Here is a 20,217-nt window from a genome sequence, read left to right on the forward strand (position 1 = left end):
AAGTACCTTTTAAACACAAAAAGTAGTTACGACCACTAATGATATGATAAGAGCATGGTAGGCAAGGTCGAATTTGGCTACCATGCTTTTATCCTTTTCTGAAAACGGCTCTTTACGGCAATCTGTGGAAGTGAAGCCTGCATAGCTTCTGGGATTGATGTAATGTGCCATAGGAAACAACTTGTTAGAACTCCGTTCAGGATTAAGACTGCTCTCCTTCATTACCGCCTAACAGATGTTTGAGTTCCGGGTCATTCTCAATGCGTATCAATTCATTCTCCACAAGTTCCACAATATCCTGCTTGATTTGTCGGTAATTTGCTCGTATCTGCTCTTCCATTGTATCATTGCCGTTCTCGTCCAGAAAGCTGCTGATTTCAGGAATGGGCTGATAAGCCGCCGTCTCCTTCTGTACCGCTTCATTATCCACTACTATCTGCGCATGGAAAATTTTCTGCTCTATTGTCTCACCGAAATTATCTGCTACTGCACCGACAAACATTCCTTGCGAAAGTGTGCTGATTTTGCTGGCAGGTATCAGGCTGTCCAGTTGGGTGCTGATCGAAGTGGACGTATCGTTACGGTTGATGCTCATGGATTCCCGTTTTTGAAGAATTTTCCCGAACCTTTCCGACAATGTTTTGGCGGTTTCACCTACCACTTGACCGCTGAAAACATTACCAACAGTTGACATGATTACGGCGGCCTCCTTGTCTCCGTAATCGCGCTTTAACTGGCTGAAGTCCTGAAAGCCTAACACAACCGCCACTTTATTACTTCGTGCCGTAGCAATCAGATTATCCAAACCTTTAAAGAAAATTGTGGGTAACTCGTCGATAATCACACAGCTTTTAAGCTGTTTCTTCTTATTTATCAGTTTAACGATTCTCGAATTATAGAGTCCCAACGCTGCCCCATAGATGGAAATTCTATCGGGATTGTTGCCCACACATAACACTTTCGGTTCCTTCGGATTGTTAATATCCAGCGTAAAGTCACTGCCGGACATGACCCAGTAGAGTTGGGGACTTATCAGCCTGGACAACGGGATTTTGGCAGATGCAATCTGGCCCATCAGCTGTTCGGCAGCTCCCCCTTTCCATGCGTCAACGAACGGACTCAAATAATTCTCCAAATCAGGATAGCTTGTTAGAATGGTGAATACGTCTTCATACCTTTTATTAAGCAATTCAATGGCATGTGGGAACGTGCAATACTTGCCGTTTTCATACAATTTCAAAAACCATATAATGGCAGTGAACAGGACGATTGGAGATTCCACAAAGAAGTCTCCCTGCTTCTGCACCCAGCTTTTATTGAGATTAAGCATGATTGTGTAACTCGATTCGTAAGCATCGGAAATATCCGTCATCAGTTCCGGTGCCAACGGGTTACAACGGTGGCTTTTTCTTGGATTATCGAAATTTATTACATAAAATTTAGGCGGAACCTTGTAACGGTGCCGATACTTGATCAGATGGTTATAGGCGATAATGGATAAATCATCAAACTTGAAGTCATATATGTAAAGTGCATAGGCTTTCTCGATAGTCTGTTTAATGAACTGATTGACAATCGCATAGGATTTCCCGCTACCGGGAGTTCCAAGTATCATTGTCGCACGAAAAATATTTACTAAATTAATGAACCCATTATACATTTTTCCCTTAAACCAGAATTTCGTGCGCAGGTTAACGGAATATTCATTTTCCATTAATTTTGTCTCTTGCAAAAAAGACTCGTTTTCCGTATTGAAAACGTCTTCAAGCAGATTGTTTTTGAGCAAACGACTTATCCATAAACCGGACGCCAGCAGACAGAAGAAACCTCCGGTCAGTGTCGTGGTATAAAGTACGGCACAGACACCGGATGAAGCATTGACGGACAGCAGCCACCAGTTGAAGAAAAACAACAGGGTGCCTGATATGGCCGCAATGATAATCCGCCTTCATGTGATTTCATGTTTCTTCACTCCTTTGTTGCCCATGCAGGACAGACCGAGGAAAAGGACACAAAACAGCTTTGTGTAAAGCAAGGATGAAAACAGTCCGGTGGTACGTTGGAAATTGGATAGTATCTTATTTACTATATCGAGTGTTCAGCCCATCTCGTAAAGCCAGCCGTAACAAAACCAATAAATGTGTATCGCCAAAAATAAAAAACTGATGGCCCGCATAAAGTCCGTGACTTTGGCAAGACCTCTTAAATCATCTTCATTCTGCATCATTGTAACTATTAAAATTAAACTTCTTGTTCTATACCTTATTATATTATAGCGCGCCTGCGCTTCTTCTTTTTCTTGCGCCCATAGCGGAAGGCCGGATCAATGTACTCGTGCGTATGGTCGTCTTCCATAAGCACGGAGAAAATGTCAACGGCACCGAGTGCAGATGTATCAATCAAGCTGCCGGAAGATTCACTCTGATGATGACTTTGATTTTCCGGCTGCCGGTATTCTGCCCCTTCCTGCTTTTCTTCCGCTTTCGTGTCCCTTTCCTGCCGGGACGCTTCCTGCTCCGGCACCGGTATCAACCTTTTCCGGTCTGCATCCGGGTTGTTGAACAGTTCGTTGAACACATTGGCCGTAAAGGGCTTGCCCAGACGTGAACCGTTAAATACCGTCCGGCCCGCATGGTCTATAAAGGTAATGCCGTAAAGACGTCCATCGGGATTGATACGGTAAATGACTTCTATATCCGCCTCTTTCAGCCTGCGTGCAAAGTCCTCCTTCGTGCTTATGCCCTGCATGGCTTTGACGACTTCCTTGCGTGTCCTTTCGGCGAGATTGTCTCTCTTTACTTTTTCAATGGATGCGGCAAACTTCTTTTGCAATGCTTCATAACCGAATACTTTGCCAAACTTACTGGACTTGAAAGGTGTCCCCGCCTGCTGCCCGTCATCGTCCAAAACTCCGTACATGATGCCGTGGTATTCCTTTCCGTCCACACTTCCCCTTACCTCGTAAGCGGTTACGTTGTACAGATTCAGCAGGGTGTTGTATTCGGCAAGCGAATGGAAATTGTAACATTCCAGCAAGGTGTGGGCGGTATGCTTTACCTGCATTTTCACATCACCTTTCGGATAGTCCACCTTTTGCAGACTTACCAGTTCCCGCTCGCCATGTTCTCCGAGTGTGGGATGAAGCCCGTACTTCACTTCCATTTCACGACAGATGTTCTGTGCCCGGATAGCTTCCCGGTTATGGTCTATCTTTTCACCCTGCTCGTTGATGCGTACCGATACGATGTGCATGTGCTTGCGGTTTATGTCTTCGTGCAGCCAGACAATATAAGGCTGGTTCCCGTACCCGAACTTTTCCATGAACTCCTGCGCTAATACGGTCATCTGTTCCTCCGAGAGAATGTCTTTCGGGGAAGGATTCAATGAGATGTGGATAACCGGCTTACTTACGTGCGAATTGAGTGCAACGTAAGGCTCGAAAGCCTGTACACAGTTTTCTATCGGAACATTGCCTGAAGTGTCCGCTGCAATTCTGGGGTGTCACAATACCTTTGCCGTACCGTCGTCCACCTTTATTTTATTATAGGCTATCACTCCGTAAAATGAACTGCCTGATGTAACATTCGGCACCATGACATTATTCCTTTTTAGTAAGATACTCCTTTTCGTACCGCTTCGTAAGTTCGATAACCTGCTTGCATACTTCTTCCAGTTTACGGGTTTCTTCGGCAAGTTTGTAGAGAAACGCAAGTGATTTCTTCTCTCCGTAAATGGTATGGATGGTCTTTACGCATTGGTTGTAGTTGTTTCCAATTCTTCGGAACTGCTGATAGAAAGCGGTTAATTGGGCGTAATACTCCTGCGCTTCCTTGTCAATCTTTACGACCTTGAAGTCTCAACCGAAGATACGGGCGAAGATAAATTCGGCCTTGTTCTTCATGCCGGACTGCTCGAACATGGAGATAAACTTTTCGTTCTCTCCGTCGTTGAGACAAAGATAATAGCGGTGCGTGCGCGGGTCCGCCAGCACCTTACGCCCTGCGGCGTTACGGATTCTTGTTTCATCTTTCATAACATGAAAATTTTAAAAGGTTCGACTTGGGAGAACCTTTGCCCCCGAAACACCTTTCGGGCGAGACTTTCAGCGGGTGGAAATATTTTCAACCGCTGAAAGTACACCTCGCTATATGCTGACGCATATTAAAATCCGGCTGGGCCGGATTAAAGGTCTGAAGGGTTTGTTTTACGTTCTCTTTTCGAGAACGGGCTGCGCTCTCCCGGCGACAAAGGTAGATAGTTTTTTCTGTCCGTGCATCATGGCGTATCACGCCAACACCCGCCAATGAATGACTTTGGAACCGGGGGTACTTCATGACTGCTCTTTTTGAGGTTTATTTGTAGCCGGATAGTTATTTAGCCACTTATCCGGATAGATAAAAAGATGGTTATCAAGATAACTATGCGGACGGTTTTCTATCCGAATAGCTTTTTGTCTGGATAGCCATTTGATTAAATAAGTTTTCAGATAAGCGTTCATAAGGTTATCTATCCGCTTATATGTCTATAGATATATAAAGATGTATAGACAAGCAAGTGGATATTCGGATAAATGGACAGGCAAATAGACTATTAGCTAAATACTTAGATAAACAACCGGATAGCTATGTGGCTACATAGCTGAATAGATAAATAGCTATATAATTGGATAGCTATGTAAGTATGTAGCTAAATAGACAAATAGCTTCATAGCTAAGTAGCTATATAGCTATAAAGCTAAACAGATAATGAAATGAATGAACGGATAAGTGGATAGGCGTCTATCCGCTAAACTATCAATAAATCAAATTATTCACTTAAATTAGGTAACAATGGAAAAGAGAAAGAAAACATTATTCGTTTCGTTCGCTACCCAGAAAGGTGGCGTGGGTAAATCAACATTCACCATTTATGCGGCATCGTGACTGCATTATGTGAAAGGACTGAATGTAGCTGTGGTAGATTGTGACTATCCGCAGCACTCAATCATCAAACAGAAAAAACGGGATATGGAAGTGGTAAAGACTGTTCCCGTTTATCAGAGTCTGCTTGTTGAACAGTCGGAACGGCTGAACAAGAGGGCTTATCCGGTTATCGGCAGTAACCCGGCAGACTGCATGGCGGACTGAAGGGCATTTGAAGACAAAACGGATACGCATTATGACGTGGTGCTGTTCGATCTGCCCGGAACTATGGGTAGCGACGGGGTTATCGCCGCAATCAGTGCGCTCGATTATCTGTTCGTACCGATAAAGGCAGACCGTCTCGTGCTGGAAAGCACACTGAACTTTGCTACTACCATTAATGACCGCCTGATAAAGACCGGCTTGTCTTCTCTGAAAAGGCTGTGTCTGTTCTGGAACATGGTGGATCGAAGAGAACGCACGACATTGTATAACATCTACCAGCAGGGGTTCTCCCTGTTAGGGCTGGACTGCCTCCAAACACGTATTCCCGTGCGCAGTAACTTCACTAAAGACTTGTCCTCCACGGGCGGCCCCGTTTACCGAAGTACGCTGTTCGCTCCCGATGCGGCCTTCACCAGAGAGTGCGGCTTTGATATATTCATGGATGAAGTCATGGGAATACTTAAAAACGAATAGTCATGGCAAAGAAAACAAACGGACAGAATCCGGTGGACGAAGCGTATCTGCGTAGTCTGATGGCAGGGGGGCCTTCGGAGCCTCCTTCATCTCCGGCCCCTTCCATTACCGGAGAGAGCGGCGGAAATAGAGCAACCGCTTTATCCGATGAAAAAGGAAAAGCGGATAACAATGTGAATGGAACAGTAAGGGATATTTCCGGTACGGATGATACCGACTGTTCGGAATTGGTTACGGATAAACCGTCACCGAAAACGATTCGCACCGCATTGGCCGACTTTATCCGTAAGTTCCTCACACCTTATAAATGCGAAGGCAGACAGGGGGTATATATAGACAAGGAACTGCACCAGAAAATATCCGTTATTGTAGGGATTGCCGGTAAACGGCAGTTGACGGTAGGCAACTATATAGATAATGTATTGAAAGAGCATTTCGAAAAACATGCGGATGAGGTGAAGACCTATCTCCAAAAGAGTTATAACAAAATATTTTAGGTTATGGATATACAATCAGGTTACTATGAAGCCGGAATAGTTCTGTTCTGGTTGCTGTTCGCTTATCTGTTCATGGACAAGTTCCTGTTCAGGGGCGGACTCGGCGAGATATGTTTCGGGAAGATGCGCCGCCGGATGGCAAAAGGTCTGCGGAGCATTGCCGGATGGTTCGATCCGACAAAAGAAGAACCGAAGAAAGGACGCAGGCGTACGAAAGGAAAAACGGAAAAGAAAGAAGTTCCGGCAGTGGCAGTGCCGGAAGCTGAAGAAAGGATCCACCCAACTGTAAAAGTGGAAATGAAGGGCAAAGAAAAGGATGAAGTTAAGGAAAAGACAAAAGGCAAGAACATGGAAAAACCGCCCCAAAAACGGCCTGAAACGGACAGCCTTGTCGTTACAAAAAGCTATGGTACACGCCAACAGGCGCCAATAAACGCCACCGGTTCCGGGGCTATTGCAGGTAAGGAAAATGCCTCTACTTTTGCTGACAGAAACGAGGAAACAGTGCCACAGAAGGCTGTACAAGTGCCGCCTGAGCGCATCCCGGATTTGTTCCGGGACAAGCGTGTGGAAGAGTGGCGGGCTTCTGAGACCGGCAGTTCCGGCAGGCTTGAGGATGATAAGGGACAGACTGAAAACGGTGACGACGTGGATACGGACGAACTGAATGAGGAACTGGAAGATTTGAACTGTGCCCGTGAAGATTATCCGGGCGGTGCAGCCGGTATCGGTCCGGAAGAGATTGACCTGATTATCGACCTCTGCAATGGCAAGGATATTCCGACAGACAAACGATTGTCCCTTTTAAGGGCGATCCACCATATCAAGGATACGCAGATTGAACGCTCGATACTGGAAAGTATCAATGGCAGCGACAGCCGTATCAGCAAATTTCTGGATGAAGCCGAACATTTGAATGAGGCTGCTCCGGACAGTGACTAACCAATAAAAAAAGGAGGTAACAATGGTAAGAGGTTATTTTGATACGGGTTGATAACCCGTATCACTGTAAGGAGAGAGATTCGGTAGAAAACCAACAACAAAACGTATCATCCATGTTTATGACGTATTTCGATTCAAGTTGACAAACGGCGGTTTCCCCCTTATGACGGGAAACGTATTAACTCCAAAAGAGACAATCATTCCATTAACTTATCCATAAAACGACAGCGGCAATGACAAAAGGCTATTATGATTCGGGATGACAGGCCGTTCATGGCATTCACCCGGTAAGGTAACAAGAACTATTCACCATTAAATTTTATCCGTATGAATATAGGACTGGTAGATGTGGACGGACATAACTTCCCCAATTTTGCACTGATGCGCCTTTCGGCTTACAACAAGGCAAAAGGTTGTCAAGTAGAATGAGCGGAACCGGCGAGACGTTATGACAAGGTGCTGGCAAGCAAGGTGTTCACCTTCACACCTGACTATGATTACCGGCTACTGGATGCAAGGGAAGTGATAAAGGGCGGAACCGGATATGATATTCCGGGCAGGCTTCCCGAAGCTGTGGAAAACAGCCGGATGATGGACTATTCCATTTACCCCGAATACCCTTTTTCGCTCCAGTTCTTTTCAAGAGGCTGCATCCGTAAATGCCCTTTCTGCCTCGTCCGTGAGAAGGAAGGATACATTCAGGCCGTAGAGCCGGTGGAACTGAACCCGAAAGGGAAATGGATTGAGGTGCTGGACAATAATTTCTTTGCCAACCCGCAGTGAAGGTCGGCAGTGGATTATCTGATGAAAAAGGGGCAACCCGTGAAACTGCACGGTGTGGATGTGAGGATTATGGACGAGGAACAGGCCTGGCATCTGAACAGGCTGAAGATGAAGCAGAACATCCATATTGCGTGGGACTTGCCGCAGCTTGATTTGACGGAACGCCTGAAAGAGATGGTAAAATACGTGAAACCCTACAAGATAACCTGCTACGTACTGATAGGATTCAATTCGACTGTTGAGCAGGACTTGTTCCGGTTGAACGTACTTAGGGAATTGGGAATCACTCCCTTTGTAATTCCTTTTCGGGATTATGGAAATGAACGAACACCTACCCGTTACGAGCGTGACCTTGCCCGATGGGCGAACCGGATGTGGCTGTTCAAATCCTCTTCCTTTGAAGACTATACACCCCGCAAGGGATTCAAATGTGGGGAATATCTGAAATAAACCGATAAAGACAGTAAAGACAATGAGAAACGGCTATTACGATTCGGGATGATTCGCATCCCGCTTTCAAGAGAGAATTAACAAGAATGTTTCACCACCAAATCATGTAACAATGCAAATGGCATATTATGACTCCGGCTGATTTCCGGCCGGAACTTACCCCCTGAATCAATAAACCATAAGCGGCTGCGGGCTGCCTATGGGGATAGTGAAAGGGGGCAGTCCGTGGCTTTTTTAATCACCTAAAAAATCACGGAAACAAATGAAAAAGAAAAGATTGATTATGATGCTGGCCGCTGTTGCGGCGGCAAGTGCGGCAATGGCGCAAGGAAACGGGCAGGCAGGTATCACCGAAGCGACACAACTCGTGACCGGATATTTCGATCCCGGCACAAAACTGATTTATGCAATCGGTGCTGTAATCGGCCTCGTCGGTGGAGTCAAGGTATATCAGAAGTTCAGTTCGGGCGACCCCGACACGAGTAAAACTGCCAGTTCGTGGTTCGGAGCCTGTATCTTTCTGATAGTCGCCGCCACCATTCTGAGGTCGTTCTTCCTCTAAAAACATAAAAAAGACAATAACTTATGGCTGATTTTGAAATAAATAAAGGGGTGGGTCGTGAAGTTGAGTTCAAGGGACTCCGGGCACAATACCTGTTTATTTTCGCCGCCGGCCTGCTTGCCGTATTCGTGATGTTCGTCATCATGTATATGGCGGGCGTCGGACAGTGAATCTGCATCGGTTTCGGAGTATCGGCGGCTACGATACTGGTATGGCTGACCTTTACGCTGAACCGCAAATACGGCAGCCACGGGCTGATGAAGCTGTTCGCGGCCCGGCAGCATCCCCGGAGAATCCTCTCACGAAAACGTATCACACGTCTGATCAACAAACAACAATCGTAAATTATGAGAAGTATATTAAAAGCATCCACACTGGAAAGCAAGTTTCCCATCATGGCGGTGGAACACGGTTGCATCGTCAGCAAGGACGCCGACATCACGGTCGCTTTCCGGGTCACACTGCCGGAAGTGTTTTCGGTATCATCCGCAGAATATGAGGCGATGCACGCCACATGAGCGAAGGCAATCAAGGTGTTGCCGAACTATTCAATCCTGCACAAACAGGATATTTTCATCACGGAGAAATACGAGCCGAACATCCGCCGGGACGAACTCAGCTTTCTCTCCCGCAGTTTTGAACGCCACTTCAACGAACGTCCCTACCTGCACCACACCTGCTACCTGTTCCTCACCAAGACCACCAAAGAGCGTTCCCGGCAACAAAGCAACTGGAATACGCTCTGCCGTGGTTTTCTGGTTCCGAAGGAGATAAGGGACAAGGAAACGGTGGAGCGTTTCATGGAAGCGGTGGGACAGTTTGAAAGTATCGTTAACGACAGCGGACTTATCAGGCTGGAACGGCTGACTACGGAAGAGATTACGGGAACGGAAAACGAACCGGGTATTATCGAACGGTACCTTACGCTCTCGGCAGACGGAACGACCATGTTGCAGGACATGCAATTGAATCCGGACGAAATGCGTATCGGTGACAAGCGGCTCTGCCTGCATACACTTTCCGACCTCGATGACCTTCCGGGTAAAGTTAAGACGGACGAGCGGTACGAACGCCTCTCGACAGACCGCTCGGACTGCCGCCTGAGTTATGCCGCACCCGTAGGCGTGATGCTGCCCTGCGACCATATCTACAACCAGTGGATATTCATAGATGACAGCAACGAAAACCTTTCCCGTTTCGAGAAGGCGGCAAAGAACATGCAGTCGCTTTCCCGGTACAGCCGCAGCAACCAGATCAATAAGGAGTGGCTGGACGAATACCTGAATGAAGCGCATACCAATGGATTGCAGTCGGTGCGCTGCCATTGCAACATCATCGCATGGGCGGAAAACGGGGACGAACTCCGCAGGGTGAAGAACGATGTGGGAAGCGCACTGGCATTGATGGAATGTACCCCGCACCATAACACGACCGACCTTCCGGCTCTCTATTGGGCAGGCATACCGGGAAATGAAGCGGACTTTCCGGCCGAAGAGACGTTCTACACGTTTACCGGGCAGGCGCTCTGTTTCTTCACGGCTGAAACCTGTTACCGGAACTCGCTCTCTCCCTTCGGCATCCGCATGGTGGACAGGCTGACGGGAAAGCCCGTCTTCCTCGACATATCGGATTTACCCATGAAAAAAGGGGTGGTGACCAACAGAAACAAGTTCATACTTGGCCCGTCAGGCAGCGGAAAAAGTTTCTTTACCAACCACCTTGTGAGACAGTATTGGGAACAAGGTACGCATATCCTGCTGGTGGACACCGGAAATTCATACAAGGGACTCTGTGACCTGATACACCAGAAGACCGGAGGGGATGACGGGATTTATTTTACATACAAGGAAAATGATCCGATTTCTTTCAATCCGTTTTTCACCGAGGATTACCAGTATGACATCGAGAAGCGGGACAGTATCAAGACACTGATACTCACCCTTTGGAAAAGGGAGGATGAACCGCCCCGACGTTCGGAAGAGGTGGCGCTCTCGAACGCAGTCAGCCTGTATATCGAGAAGATAAAGAAGAACCGGAAGATAAAGCCGAACTTCAACTCGTTCTATGACTTTGTCAGGAAAGACTACCGCAAAGTGTTGGCAGACAAGAACGTGCGGGAGAAGGACTTTGATGTGGACGGTTTTCTGAATGTGCTGGAACCTTATTATAAGAACGGTGAATACGGGTATCTGCTGAACTCGGACAAGGAACTGGATTTGCTGAACAAACGGTTTATTGTATTCGAACTGGATGTTGTGAAAGATAATCCCATCCTCTTTCCGGTCGTCACGATTATCATCATGGAGACGTTCATCAACAAGATGCGCCGTTTGCAGGGTATCCGCAAGATGATACTGATTGAGGAAGCATGAAAGGCAATCGCCAAGGAAGGTATGGCATCCTACATAAAGTATCTCTTTAAAACGGTTAGAAAGTTTTACGGAGAGGCGGTTGTAGTTACACAAGAGGTCGATGATATTATCTCTTCCCCCGTTGTGAAAGAGACGATTATCAACAACAGCGATTGCAAAATATTGCTTGATCAGCGGAAGTATCAGAACAAATTCGACCAGATACAGAATTTACTCGGCCTGACGGACAAGGAACGTAGCCAGATACTTTCTATCAATCTTGCCAATGCGGCGAACCGCCTTTATAAAGAGGTCTGGATAGGGCTTGGCGGCACGCAGAGCGCGGTATATGCGACAGAAGTTTCGGGCGAGGAATATTTGTGCTACACCACCGAAGAAACTGAGAAACTGGAACTTACCCGCCTTACGGAAAAGCTGGGCGGAAACATCGAGTTAGCTATCAAACAACTTGCCGAAAGCAAGCGGCAGGAAAACAAGTAACCATTTTAATCCATAGATAACAATGAGTAAGAAAGATTTATTAAGCCAATGCAGGGAAGCACTCGGAGATGCGACCCTGACCAATCTGGATCTGCTGAACCTGATCGGGGAAATGAAGAAGGAACTGGAACACGACCGCATCTGCGGTCACTGAATGAACAAGGAAGGCGGCTCCACGCTGACAATCCGTAAATCCAACCATGTGACGGACGGATTCAAGGGATACAAGGCCACGCTGTTCGCCGGAGAAATGAGTTATACCGAAATCAATATCCCGCTTCGGAAAGGGGACGACCTTTTCCTGCACGGGAACAAGGATGCGGGATGTATCGGGTATTTCAGCGGAAGCGAGGTATTGCTGTTCGGCTGTTACGGGCTGTTTGCCCGTGATGACGACAGCCGGTATTTACTTACTAAAGAAAGGAGATAGACGCATGAAAAAGAGACTACTAATTCTATTCATGGCAATGCTTTCCCTTTCAGTGACAGTCAAGGCACAATGGGCAGTTTTCGACCCCAGCAACTTTGCGCAAAGTATCGTAAATTCTGCCAACGAAATCATAGAAACCTCCTCCACCGCTGAAAATATGATTAATAATTTCAAGGAAACGGTAAAGATTTATGAGCAGGGAAAGCGTTATTATGATGCGCTGAAATCGGTGCATGACCTTGTAAAAGGCGCCCGGAAAGTTCAACAGACTATCCTTCTGGTAGGTGACATCAGCGATATTTACGTGACCAATTTCAATACGATGATGGGCGACCCGAACTTCACCGTGGAAGAACTCTCGGCCATTGCTTTCGGGTATAACCGGCTACTTGAAGAAAGCAGTAACCTGCTGCTGGACTTGAAGGAAGTGACTACGGCTACCGGACTCTCGATGACCGACAAGGAACGACTGGACATCATCAACCGGATATACGGCGAAGTGCTGGAATACAAGAACCTGACATGGTACTATACCCGAAAGAACATCGGCATATCGTACCTGCGAAGCAAGAAAAAGGGGGATTCCCAGCGGGTGCTTGCCCTGTACGGGACACACGACCAGCGTTACTGGTAATCATTCATCCTTAAAAAACAGATAGACTATGGTATTACTATCAATAGACTGGACGAACCTGCATGAGTTGTTGCGTTCGCTTTACGATGAAATGATGCCGCTGTGCGAGGATATGGCCAGTGTGGCGAAGGGAGTGGCCGGTATCGGTGCCCTGTTCTACGTGGCCTACCGGGTGTGGCAGTCCCTTTCAAGGGCGGAAGAGATAGACGTGTTCCCACTCTTCAGACCATTTGTGCTGGGCCTTTGCATCATGTTCTTTCCTACTATGGTGCTGGGGACAATCAACGGGATTCTTTCCCCCGTATGCAGTGCCACTTCCTCACTGGTGGAACAGCAGACTTTCGACATGAAGAAGTATCAGGAAGAGAAGGACGAACTGGAACGGGAAGCGATGCTCCGTGACCCGGCAAAGGCTTTCCTTGTGAGTGATGAGGAATTTGACAAGAAGATAGACGAGCTTGGCTGGTCGCTGGGAGACATGGACACGATGATAAACATGTACGGGCAGAAGGCGGTGTATGACATGGGGGAAAAGGTGAGGCAATGGTTCCGGGAACTGCTGGAACTCTTCTTTCAGGCAGCCTCGCTGCTGATAGACACGCTGAGGACTTTCTTCCTGATTGTCCTGTCCATACTGGGGCCTATCTCTTTTGCACTGGCCGTCTATGACGGGTTCCAGAGTACACTCACCACATGGTTGTCACGCTATATCTGTATTTACTTATGGCTGCCCGTGGGCGACCTGTTCGGCGCTATCCTCTCACGCATACAGGTTCTGATGTTGCAGCAGGATATCAAACAGATGCAGGACCCGACGTTCATACCGGACGCATCCAACAGTGTGTATTGTATATTCATGATTATCGGTATCATCGGTTATTTCTGCGTTCCCACGGTGTCCTCGTGGATTATCCAGGCAGGCGGTGCGGGAGCTTACGGGCAGAAGGCCAACGGTGCCGGGAAAATAGCCGGAAACGGTGCGGCGGCAGTCGGTGGAGCAGTCGGCGGATCGGTAGCCGGACGCATCAAGAAAATGTTCTAAAACGTATTATTAAAAAAAAGAAAAAAGACATGGAGTTCAAATCTTTAAAAAACATCGAGACATCATTCCGGCAGCTACGGCTGTTCGGAATGGTATTCCTGGGAGTATGCGCGCTGGTAACGGTCTTTGCCACCTGAAAGGCATACGAGTTTGCGGAAGCGCAGCGGCAGAAAATCTATGTACTTGACAGCGGAAAGTCGCTGATGCTGGCACTTTCGCAGGACGTGCAGCAGAACCGTCCCGTGGAAGCGAGGGAACATATCAGGCGTTTCCATGAACTGTTCTTCTCCTTGTCACCCGACAAGGGTGCCATTGAAAGCAACATCCAGCGTGCCCTTTACCTCTCGGATGAAAGTGCCATCGGTTACTACCGGAACTTGCAGGAGAAAGGCTACTTCAACCGGATGATAGCGGGAAACATCTCGCAGACCCTGACTGTGGACAGCATACAGGGAAACTTCAACAGTTATCCATACGAGATGAAGACCTATAGCCGTCAGCACATCATCCGTTCGAGCAGCGTTACCGAAAGGTCGCTTGTCACTACCTGCCGTCTGAGGAATGTAACCCGGAGCGACAACAATCCGCAGGGATTCCTGATAGAGAGTTTCACAATCATCGAAAACAGGGACATCGGACAGTATGAAAGATAACGGGATAAAGAAGGTCTTCCACTCGTTCAGAACGGGGAAAGACCGCCAACTAGCAAAACTCCGCAGACGCTGGCAACGGCTGAGCTATCGGCAGCAAAGGATTATCATCCTTTACCTGCTCGGACTCTTCGCCGCCATCGACCTTGCCTACATCGTGGGCGGTTTCTGCGGGACAGACAAATTTCCGATTGAGGTGCAGCATCTCCAAAGGGTTGTGCTCCCCCAAACGGACAGTATCCAACCATTAAAAAACAATGTATCCAATGACACAATCCGATAAGAAAGAAGAAAAGGATAAGGAAACGCAGAAGGCGACACCCGTATCCGAAAAGGAGAAGAGGTTAAGCGGCAAGGCCGCCGACAAGCTGAAATTCTATGGTGTGGTGGCATTCCTTTCCCTGCTTTGCGCCGGGTTCATCTGGTTTATTTTCAAGCCGGGCGCACCTGAAACGGCGGAAGGAACGTCGGGCATCAATACAACGATACCCGACGCTATCGCACCCGAAACGATGGCCGACAAACAGAAGGCTTACGAACTGGAAGCAATGAAAAAACGCAGGCAGGAGAAGGTAAGAACCTTGCAGGATGTGGCCGGGGACTACCTGATGCCGGATACTACGGGCGGAATGAAACCGGAAGAAGATGCACCCAAAGCGGATGCTGTCCGGGAGTCCAGAGAGAAACAACGGCAGATTTCAAGGCAGATCACCTCGTTCTATCAGGAACCGAAGGAGAGTCCGAGGGTGGACGAACTGGAGCGGCAGGTAAAGGAGCTTAACGAAAAGCTGGAACGTGAACGGAAAGGACAAGACCCGCTGGAACTGATGGAGAAGTCGTATGAGATGGCGGCACGCTATTTTCCCGGACAGACGGGCGGACAGGTGAAGAACATACAACCTGCGGGCGGTTCATCCGGCAATCCTGCCGCCATAGCTGCCGGACGTGCCACGGAGAATGTGGTTTCGTCACTGGCCGCACCTCCGGTATCCGACACGATACCCCGCAATTACGGTTTTGCCACTGCCGTGGGTGGCGGACAGCTTGCCGGAGCCAATACGATACGTGCCTGCGTGGCTGAAGACCAGACAGTGACCACCGGAGCATGACTGAAGTTCCGGTTGCTGGAACCGCTGCAAGTGGGCGGTGTGCTTGTACCTGCCAATACTCCGCTATATGGTACGGTGCGTATCGAAGGGCAGCGGATGGCAGTCACAGTAAGCTCCATAGAGAGTGGCGGGAATATCCTGCCGGTGGAACTAACGGCTTACGATATGGACGGACAGGCCGGACTTTTCGTTCCGAATACCGCAGAACGTACCGCCATGAAAGAAGCCGCCGCCAATATCGGGGGCAATTTCGGAACAAGCATCTCGTTCGCACGCAGTGCCTCGCAACAACTCGTCATGGACGTGACAAGGGGCGTACTTAGCGGCGGATCACAATATCTAGCCACAAAGATGCGTGAGGTGAAGGTGGCTGTAAGGGCAAATTATCAACTTTTATTAATATCCAAAAAGCAGTAATCAGATGAAGACAAGAATTATTTTATCATTAGTCATGCTTTTAACCGTATTGTCGGTAAAGGCGCAGGAACCGGTGGAAACAAAGATTTTCCCCACCAACCAGATTATCTCACCGCATAAGATTGAGGTGACTTTTCAGAAAACCGTACATATCCTTTTCCCTTCCGAAGTGAAATATGTGGATTTGGGCTCGTTCGACATCATAGCGGACAAGGCCACGGGAGCGGAAAATGTGGTACGCATCAAGGCGGCGGTGAAAGGATTTGAAGGGGAAACGAACTTCTCCGTCATCACTGCCGACGGTTGTTTCTATTCTTTTAATGTGGTTTATAAGGACGAACCGGCACAACTCTCCATTGAGATGGAAGACTGGCTACGGGAGAATCCCGAAGGCGGGATTGCGGGCGACCGCATGTTCGTGAAGCTGAAAGAACTCGGCGGGGAAACACCGCTGGTGGTGAACCGTATCATGTACACGCTGTATAAGAAGAACAAAAGGGACATCAGGCATATCGGTTGCAAGAAGTACGGCATACAGACACTGCTCAAAGGGCTTTATATCAACAATGACCTGCTGTACCTGCATATCTCCCTGCGCAACAGTTCGGACATATCGTTCGACATTGACTATATCCGTTTCAAAGTGGTGGACAAGAAAGTAGCCAAGCGCACGGCCATGCAGGAGAACTTCATAGAACCTGTAAGGGCATACAACCGCCTGATAACGGTGGACGGGAAAGCCACGGTGCGCAATATATTCGTGCTGCCCAAGCTCACCCTGCCGGATGACAAGCTGCTCGTGGTGGAGGTTTACGAAAAGGGCGGTGCCCGTCACCAGTCGTTCCGCATAGAGAACACAGACCTTGTGGCGGCAAAACCAATCAGTGAACTGCATCTGAAATAATAACCTATATATAATATAATGTATATGCAAAGAATACTATTCATACTGACAGTTGCCGTGTTGTCGCTCTTTGCGGGCGAAGCATACGCACAGCGTGACCTGCCGGGGCAGACAGGCATACAGTTCACATCGGGCGGGGTGAATCATTTCCTTTCATGGAAGAGTGGCGGCGAACGCCACTACTTCACATCGCTGGCCTTTACCCGTACCAACCGCAACCGTACCTACTGGCTGTATGGTCTGGACTATCAGATAAAGGAGTACACCTACGAAAATAAGGCGATACCCAAAGCGCAGTTCACGGGGGAACTCGGTTACTTTATTCCCGTATTGTCGGACAAGGGCCGGAACGTCTGTTTCCGTATCGGACTTTCCGCTCTGGGCGGCTTCGAGACAGTCAACTGGGGAGCCTCCCTGCTTCCTGACGGGGCGGCAGTGACAAACGGGGACAGTTTTATTTGTGGCGGAGGACTGACGGCGGCTTTCGATGTCTATCTGACAGACCGGATCATCTTCCTGCTGCAAGTCAAGGAAAGGGCGCTGTTCGGAACGGATGCGGGCAATTTCCATACACAGATAGGTCTGGGCGTTCGTCTTATTATCAACTAACGGAAAAAGAAAGGAGAAACAGAAAATGAAAAACGTATTATATATATGTATAGGCGCACTCTTTGCGGTGCTGGCCTTCAGTTCTTGTAACGATGAAATAGACATCCGGCAGGATTATGATTTCAGCCTGTCTTCATGGTATCTGCAAAAACAGGTCGCAACGGGTGAAACGGTGGAGATACGCTTTTATCTTGACCGTGAAGGGAACTATGAAAAAGCGGAGTATGAAATAGGTTATATTCAAATGGAAGGCCGTGGCGAAGTGTCCGACAGCGAAGGCGTGAAACTTGTGAACCGGGAAGTGAGGCCGCTGGCAGAGGTGCCGGGACTGGATACGGAAAATCCGGTGAAACAGGTGTTCACTCTCTTTTACCGTTCGACAAGTGCCAAACGTTCGGAACTGAAATTCTTTGTCCGTGATAATTTCGGAAAGGAAAGGGAACTTACGGTTTCGTTTGACACGGAAAGCGGTACGACGGAAGAATAGCCGTTATCATTACCTATCAGAATGGACGGCGGGGCATCCCGCCGTTTTTTCATTTCATAAATTTGACCGGATGGCGGCAATTTGAACGATTTACCTGCCTTTTGATTCAAATTAACTTTTTATATTTACCAACCGTTTTAAATTTATAAGCACATGAAAACGACACTCCGTATATTCCGTATTTTATTCAAGCTGCTTCTGCTCTCTTATGTGACAGTGGTAAACATCATCCTTATATCGGCTTTTTATGTCCTGCTGCTGCTTATTGTGGAATGGGTGGCCCCTTCATTCCTGTCGGGACTGTTTGCGGAATACTCCTTCGCTCATCATCTGGTCTATTCGATGCCTTTCTATCTTGTACTGCTTTATATCCTGTACAGCCTTTCACCGCTGAACGTATGGATCATGCGGATAAAGGAAGGGTACAAACCGCTGGGCGGTGAAGAGCGGGCACGGGTGGAACTCCTGCTCGCAGAAATGGGGATGGAACGGAAGCTGAATATATACCGCAATAAGGACGCACGAACGAATGCCGTGACTTTCGGTTTCAATACAATCGGTCTGACGGACGGCATACTCCGGGCGGCTACGGATGAGGAACTCAAAGGGGTTATCAGCCATGAGGTGGGGCATATCTCGCATTATGACTTCGTGTATCAGGTGCTTCTGTTTTCGATGCAGTCGCTTGGCTACCGCTGCCTGTACGGGTTGTTCCTGATTCCTGCACTGGTATTCGGAGTAATCGGCAACCTCGTGATTGCAGTGGCTCCGGCTGTCCGGTTCGCTGTGGTGGGGATAGCAAAGCTGTGGTGGGGTCTTTATAAACTGCTGCATCACACGATTTACGGCATCAGCCGGATAGCCGACGTGAATATCAACAAATATGCCGAATACCGCTGTGACACGTATGCCGTGCGTTATGGCTGCGGGGAAGGCCTGCTATCGTTCCTGCGTCGGCTGGCGGTGGCCGAAACGGTCGGCGGTCGGCCATCGTTCACCGAATATATCATGAGCACGCATCCGTCAACCGAAAAACGGATTGAACGGTTGGAAAAACTGCTGTAACATGCAATAAGGTATGTGTGCCTATATCATTTTACGGATATTGGTATAGGGAATACCGGATGCACGCACCTGCCCGATTTCTTCGGAAAAGTCGTCATAATAACAGATGATATGACTGCCGGCAAGTGCATTGCAGAAAATCTCTTTTTCCGGAAGCGTTTCTTTTTTGTCCGCCTGCTTCATCAGGTCGTCATACAAGGCATGATACACTTTATCGGTATCTGCCGGAAAAGCTGTTCCCGGTATGACTGCCGAAAGAATTATCTCCGGGCATTTGTCCGATTCACGAAGCATGATTATTGTATCTGCGGCCAATAGTCCGAGATAGGTGTGCATGTGGCAGGTGAATGTGTGGCAACCTTTGCCATAAAATGAAAGGATGATCCGGTAGAGTTCCATACGGATTTTATCTTCCCGGAATTGGTCATACTTTGTTGTCTTTTCAATGGTACTGCCGGTAATGGCAACGCTCTTGTTGTACATCTTGCTATGATTTTTTGGTGGATACCTTGTCTGTAACTTTCTGCTATGTACCGAAAAAAAGCACGGTACTTAACAAGTTTTACTCTCAGGTACGACCAAGCACCCATGCAGGAAACGAGTTAAGACCGTGCCATAAGCGTATGACAAGGACTTCGCCCGTTTATTCTCCTGCATTAAAATTGGTCGTTTCGAGAGTAGAATAAACAGCTAAAAGCTATTATATTATGTAATCATTCAACTTTTTTAGTCTTATAACTATCTTTTTTTAATTCAACTGCGCAAAAATAGAAAAAAGCCGGGCAACCGCATAGGGATTGCCCGACTTTTTTCGGATGGGATTTGCAGGTGTGGGGTGTGGCAGGTCAGTCCACGGGTTCACCGCCATAACAAAGACGGCAGATGTCCTTATGGATTTCACACATGATGTTCAGTTTCATCCGTTCACTGATATGACGGTTGTCGGAACGCATGAACAAACGGTTCTCTATCAGGCTGCAAAATTTCGTGCCTTCTTTGCTTACCATACAGAGGATTTGATGTTCAAGGAAAAAATCCATATCGGTGGAATACTCCACATTCGGGGAAATTCTGATATATTTCATTGATTGACGTTTTTGAATGATAATTACGGTGGCGGTGTGGGTGGGGTCGCCCGGCCCTGCTCTCTGCTCTCTTGGGGGCGGGGAAAATATGTGCCGGAT

23 protein-coding genes and 5 pseudogenes are annotated in these 20,217 nt (G+C 47.9%); 21 read left to right on the forward strand and 7 right to left on the reverse strand.

Translation table 11 applies throughout. The features are described 5' to 3' along the window. Positions 1-9: 9 nt before the first annotated feature. From BacF7301_RS08985 to BacF7301_RS09005, 5 genes and pseudogenes are all read right to left on the reverse strand, one after another. Positions 10-171, reverse strand: coding sequence for a hypothetical protein (locus BacF7301_RS08985; RefSeq protein WP_153880866.1), 162 nt, complete (start codon positions 169-171; stop codon positions 10-12). A 31-nt stretch (positions 172-202) separates the two neighbouring features. Continuing rightward, positions 203-2,224: pseudogene (mobC, locus tag BacF7301_RS08990) on the reverse strand (conjugal transfer protein MobC). A gap of 41 nt (positions 2,225-2,265) precedes the next feature. Further along, positions 2,266-3,462, reverse strand: coding sequence for a conjugal transfer protein MobB (gene mobB, locus BacF7301_RS08995; protein ID WP_087425249.1), 1,197 nt, complete (start codon positions 3,460-3,462; stop codon positions 2,266-2,268). Positions 3,463-3,598: 136 nt separating this feature from the next. After that, a pseudogene (gene mobA / locus BacF7301_RS25915) lies at positions 3,599-4,033 on the reverse strand (conjugal transfer protein MobA). A gap of 88 nt (positions 4,034-4,121) precedes the next feature. Further along, a complete protein-coding gene (locus BacF7301_RS09005; RefSeq protein ID WP_010802154.1) occupies positions 4,122-4,334 on the reverse strand; it encodes a hypothetical protein in 213 nt (70 codons plus the stop codon). Between the two features lie 597 nt (positions 4,335-4,931). On the opposite strand from BacF7301_RS09005, the gene BacF7301_RS09015 reads away from it, so the two are divergent. The 21 genes and pseudogenes from BacF7301_RS09015 (at position 4,932) to BacF7301_RS09120 (ending at position 19,033) form a co-directional block, all read left to right on the forward strand. Further along, the gene (locus BacF7301_RS09015; protein WP_167962090.1) at positions 4,932-5,126 is read left to right on the forward strand and encodes a conjugal transfer protein TraA; all 195 of its coding nucleotides are present in this window, start codon (positions 4,932-4,934) and stop codon (positions 5,124-5,126) included. A gap of 63 nt (positions 5,127-5,189) precedes the next feature. Continuing rightward, on the forward strand, positions 5,190-5,600 hold the full coding sequence (locus BacF7301_RS09020) for a P-loop NTPase family protein (protein WP_167962092.1): 411 nt from the start codon (positions 5,190-5,192) through the stop codon (positions 5,598-5,600). Between the two features lie 2 nt (positions 5,601-5,602). Next, complete coding sequence (locus tag BacF7301_RS09025; RefSeq protein ID WP_044299373.1) at positions 5,603-6,097, forward strand: DUF3408 domain-containing protein; 495 nt, start codon at positions 5,603-5,605, stop codon at positions 6,095-6,097. 3 nt (positions 6,098-6,100) lie between these two features. After that, complete coding sequence (locus BacF7301_RS09030; protein ID WP_167962094.1) at positions 6,101-7,039, forward strand: hypothetical protein; 939 nt, start codon at positions 6,101-6,103, stop codon at positions 7,037-7,039. Between the two features lie 456 nt (positions 7,040-7,495). Then, positions 7,496-7,822 carry a hypothetical protein gene (locus BacF7301_RS09035; RefSeq protein ID WP_004315589.1) on the forward strand — a complete coding sequence of 109 codons (327 nt, stop codon included), beginning with the start codon at positions 7,496-7,498 and terminating at the stop codon, positions 7,820-7,822. A gap of 21 nt (positions 7,823-7,843) precedes the next feature. Further along, the gene (locus BacF7301_RS09040; RefSeq protein ID WP_004315588.1) at positions 7,844-8,272 is read left to right on the forward strand and encodes a hypothetical protein; all 429 of its coding nucleotides are present in this window, start codon (positions 7,844-7,846) and stop codon (positions 8,270-8,272) included. A gap of 262 nt (positions 8,273-8,534) precedes the next feature. Further along, positions 8,535-8,834, forward strand: a complete 300-nt coding sequence (locus BacF7301_RS09045; protein WP_044299371.1) for a DUF4134 domain-containing protein — start codon at positions 8,535-8,537, stop codon at positions 8,832-8,834. Between the two features lie 23 nt (positions 8,835-8,857). Further along, positions 8,858-9,178, forward strand: a pseudogene (locus tag BacF7301_RS09050) (DUF4133 domain-containing protein). Positions 9,179-9,181: 3 nt separating this feature from the next. Next, a pseudogene (locus tag BacF7301_RS09060) lies at positions 9,182-11,686 on the forward strand (TraG family conjugative transposon ATPase). A gap of 22 nt (positions 11,687-11,708) precedes the next feature. After that, the gene (locus BacF7301_RS26035; protein WP_008020351.1) at positions 11,709-11,840 is read left to right on the forward strand and encodes a hypothetical protein; all 132 of its coding nucleotides are present in this window, start codon (positions 11,709-11,711) and stop codon (positions 11,838-11,840) included. Next, positions 11,841-12,116 carry a hypothetical protein gene (locus BacF7301_RS09070; RefSeq protein ID WP_004313115.1) on the forward strand — a complete coding sequence of 92 codons (276 nt, stop codon included), beginning with the start codon at positions 11,841-11,843 and terminating at the stop codon, positions 12,114-12,116. 4 nt (positions 12,117-12,120) lie between these two features. After that, positions 12,121-12,750, forward strand: a complete 630-nt coding sequence (locus BacF7301_RS09075) for a DUF4141 domain-containing protein (RefSeq protein WP_044299369.1) — start codon at positions 12,121-12,123, stop codon at positions 12,748-12,750. A gap of 28 nt (positions 12,751-12,778) precedes the next feature. Continuing rightward, positions 12,779-13,792 carry a conjugative transposon protein TraJ gene (gene traJ, locus BacF7301_RS09080; RefSeq protein ID WP_167962098.1) on the forward strand — a complete coding sequence of 338 codons (1,014 nt, stop codon included), beginning with the start codon at positions 12,779-12,781 and terminating at the stop codon, positions 13,790-13,792. 29 nt (positions 13,793-13,821) lie between these two features. After that, positions 13,822-14,445, forward strand: a pseudogene (gene traK, locus BacF7301_RS09085) (conjugative transposon protein TraK). Beyond that, complete coding sequence (locus tag BacF7301_RS09090; RefSeq protein ID WP_167962100.1) at positions 14,435-14,725, forward strand: hypothetical protein; 291 nt, start codon at positions 14,435-14,437, stop codon at positions 14,723-14,725. Before traK ends, BacF7301_RS09090 begins: the two are co-directional and overlap by 11 nt. Beyond that, complete coding sequence (locus tag BacF7301_RS09095; protein ID WP_167962102.1) at positions 14,709-15,551, forward strand: conjugative transposon protein TraM; 843 nt, start codon at positions 14,709-14,711, stop codon at positions 15,549-15,551. Before BacF7301_RS09090 ends, BacF7301_RS09095 begins: the two co-directional genes overlap by 17 nt. A gap of 12 nt (positions 15,552-15,563) precedes the next feature. Continuing rightward, positions 15,564-15,968, forward strand: coding sequence for a conjugative transposon protein TraM (gene traM / locus BacF7301_RS26100; protein ID WP_167962104.1), 405 nt, complete (start codon positions 15,564-15,566; stop codon positions 15,966-15,968). A 4-nt stretch (positions 15,969-15,972) separates the two neighbouring features. After that, positions 15,973-16,872, forward strand: coding sequence for a conjugative transposon protein TraN (gene traN, locus BacF7301_RS09105; protein ID WP_167962106.1), 900 nt, complete (start codon positions 15,973-15,975; stop codon positions 16,870-16,872). A gap of 18 nt (positions 16,873-16,890) precedes the next feature. After that, positions 16,891-17,481: a conjugal transfer protein TraO gene (locus BacF7301_RS09110; protein WP_167962108.1), complete on the forward strand. Its 591-nt coding sequence runs from the start codon at positions 16,891-16,893 to the stop codon at positions 17,479-17,481. Between the two features lie 25 nt (positions 17,482-17,506). Next, positions 17,507-17,968 carry a TraQ conjugal transfer family protein gene (locus tag BacF7301_RS09115; RefSeq protein WP_167962110.1) on the forward strand — a complete coding sequence of 154 codons (462 nt, stop codon included), beginning with the start codon at positions 17,507-17,509 and terminating at the stop codon, positions 17,966-17,968. Positions 17,969-18,121: 153 nt separating this feature from the next. After that, on the forward strand, positions 18,122-19,033 hold the full coding sequence (locus BacF7301_RS09120; RefSeq protein WP_167962112.1) for a M48 family metalloprotease: 912 nt from the start codon (positions 18,122-18,124) through the stop codon (positions 19,031-19,033). Positions 19,034-19,054: 21 nt separating this feature from the next. Here BacF7301_RS09120 and BacF7301_RS09125 read toward each other — a convergent pair whose 3' ends face one another. Both BacF7301_RS09125 and BacF7301_RS09130 read right to left on the reverse strand, forming a co-directional pair. Further along, positions 19,055-19,516, reverse strand: a complete 462-nt coding sequence (locus BacF7301_RS09125) for a hypothetical protein (protein ID WP_167962114.1) — start codon at positions 19,514-19,516, stop codon at positions 19,055-19,057. Between the two features lie 362 nt (positions 19,517-19,878). Beyond that, on the reverse strand, positions 19,879-20,118 hold the full coding sequence (locus tag BacF7301_RS09130; RefSeq protein ID WP_046149133.1) for a hypothetical protein: 240 nt from the start codon (positions 20,116-20,118) through the stop codon (positions 19,879-19,881). Between the last annotated feature and the right edge of the window lie 99 nt (positions 20,119-20,217).

It is taken from the genome of Bacteroides faecium (genome assembly GCF_012113595.1).
Lineage (GTDB): Bacteria > Bacteroidota > Bacteroidia > Bacteroidales > Bacteroidaceae > Bacteroides > Bacteroides faecium.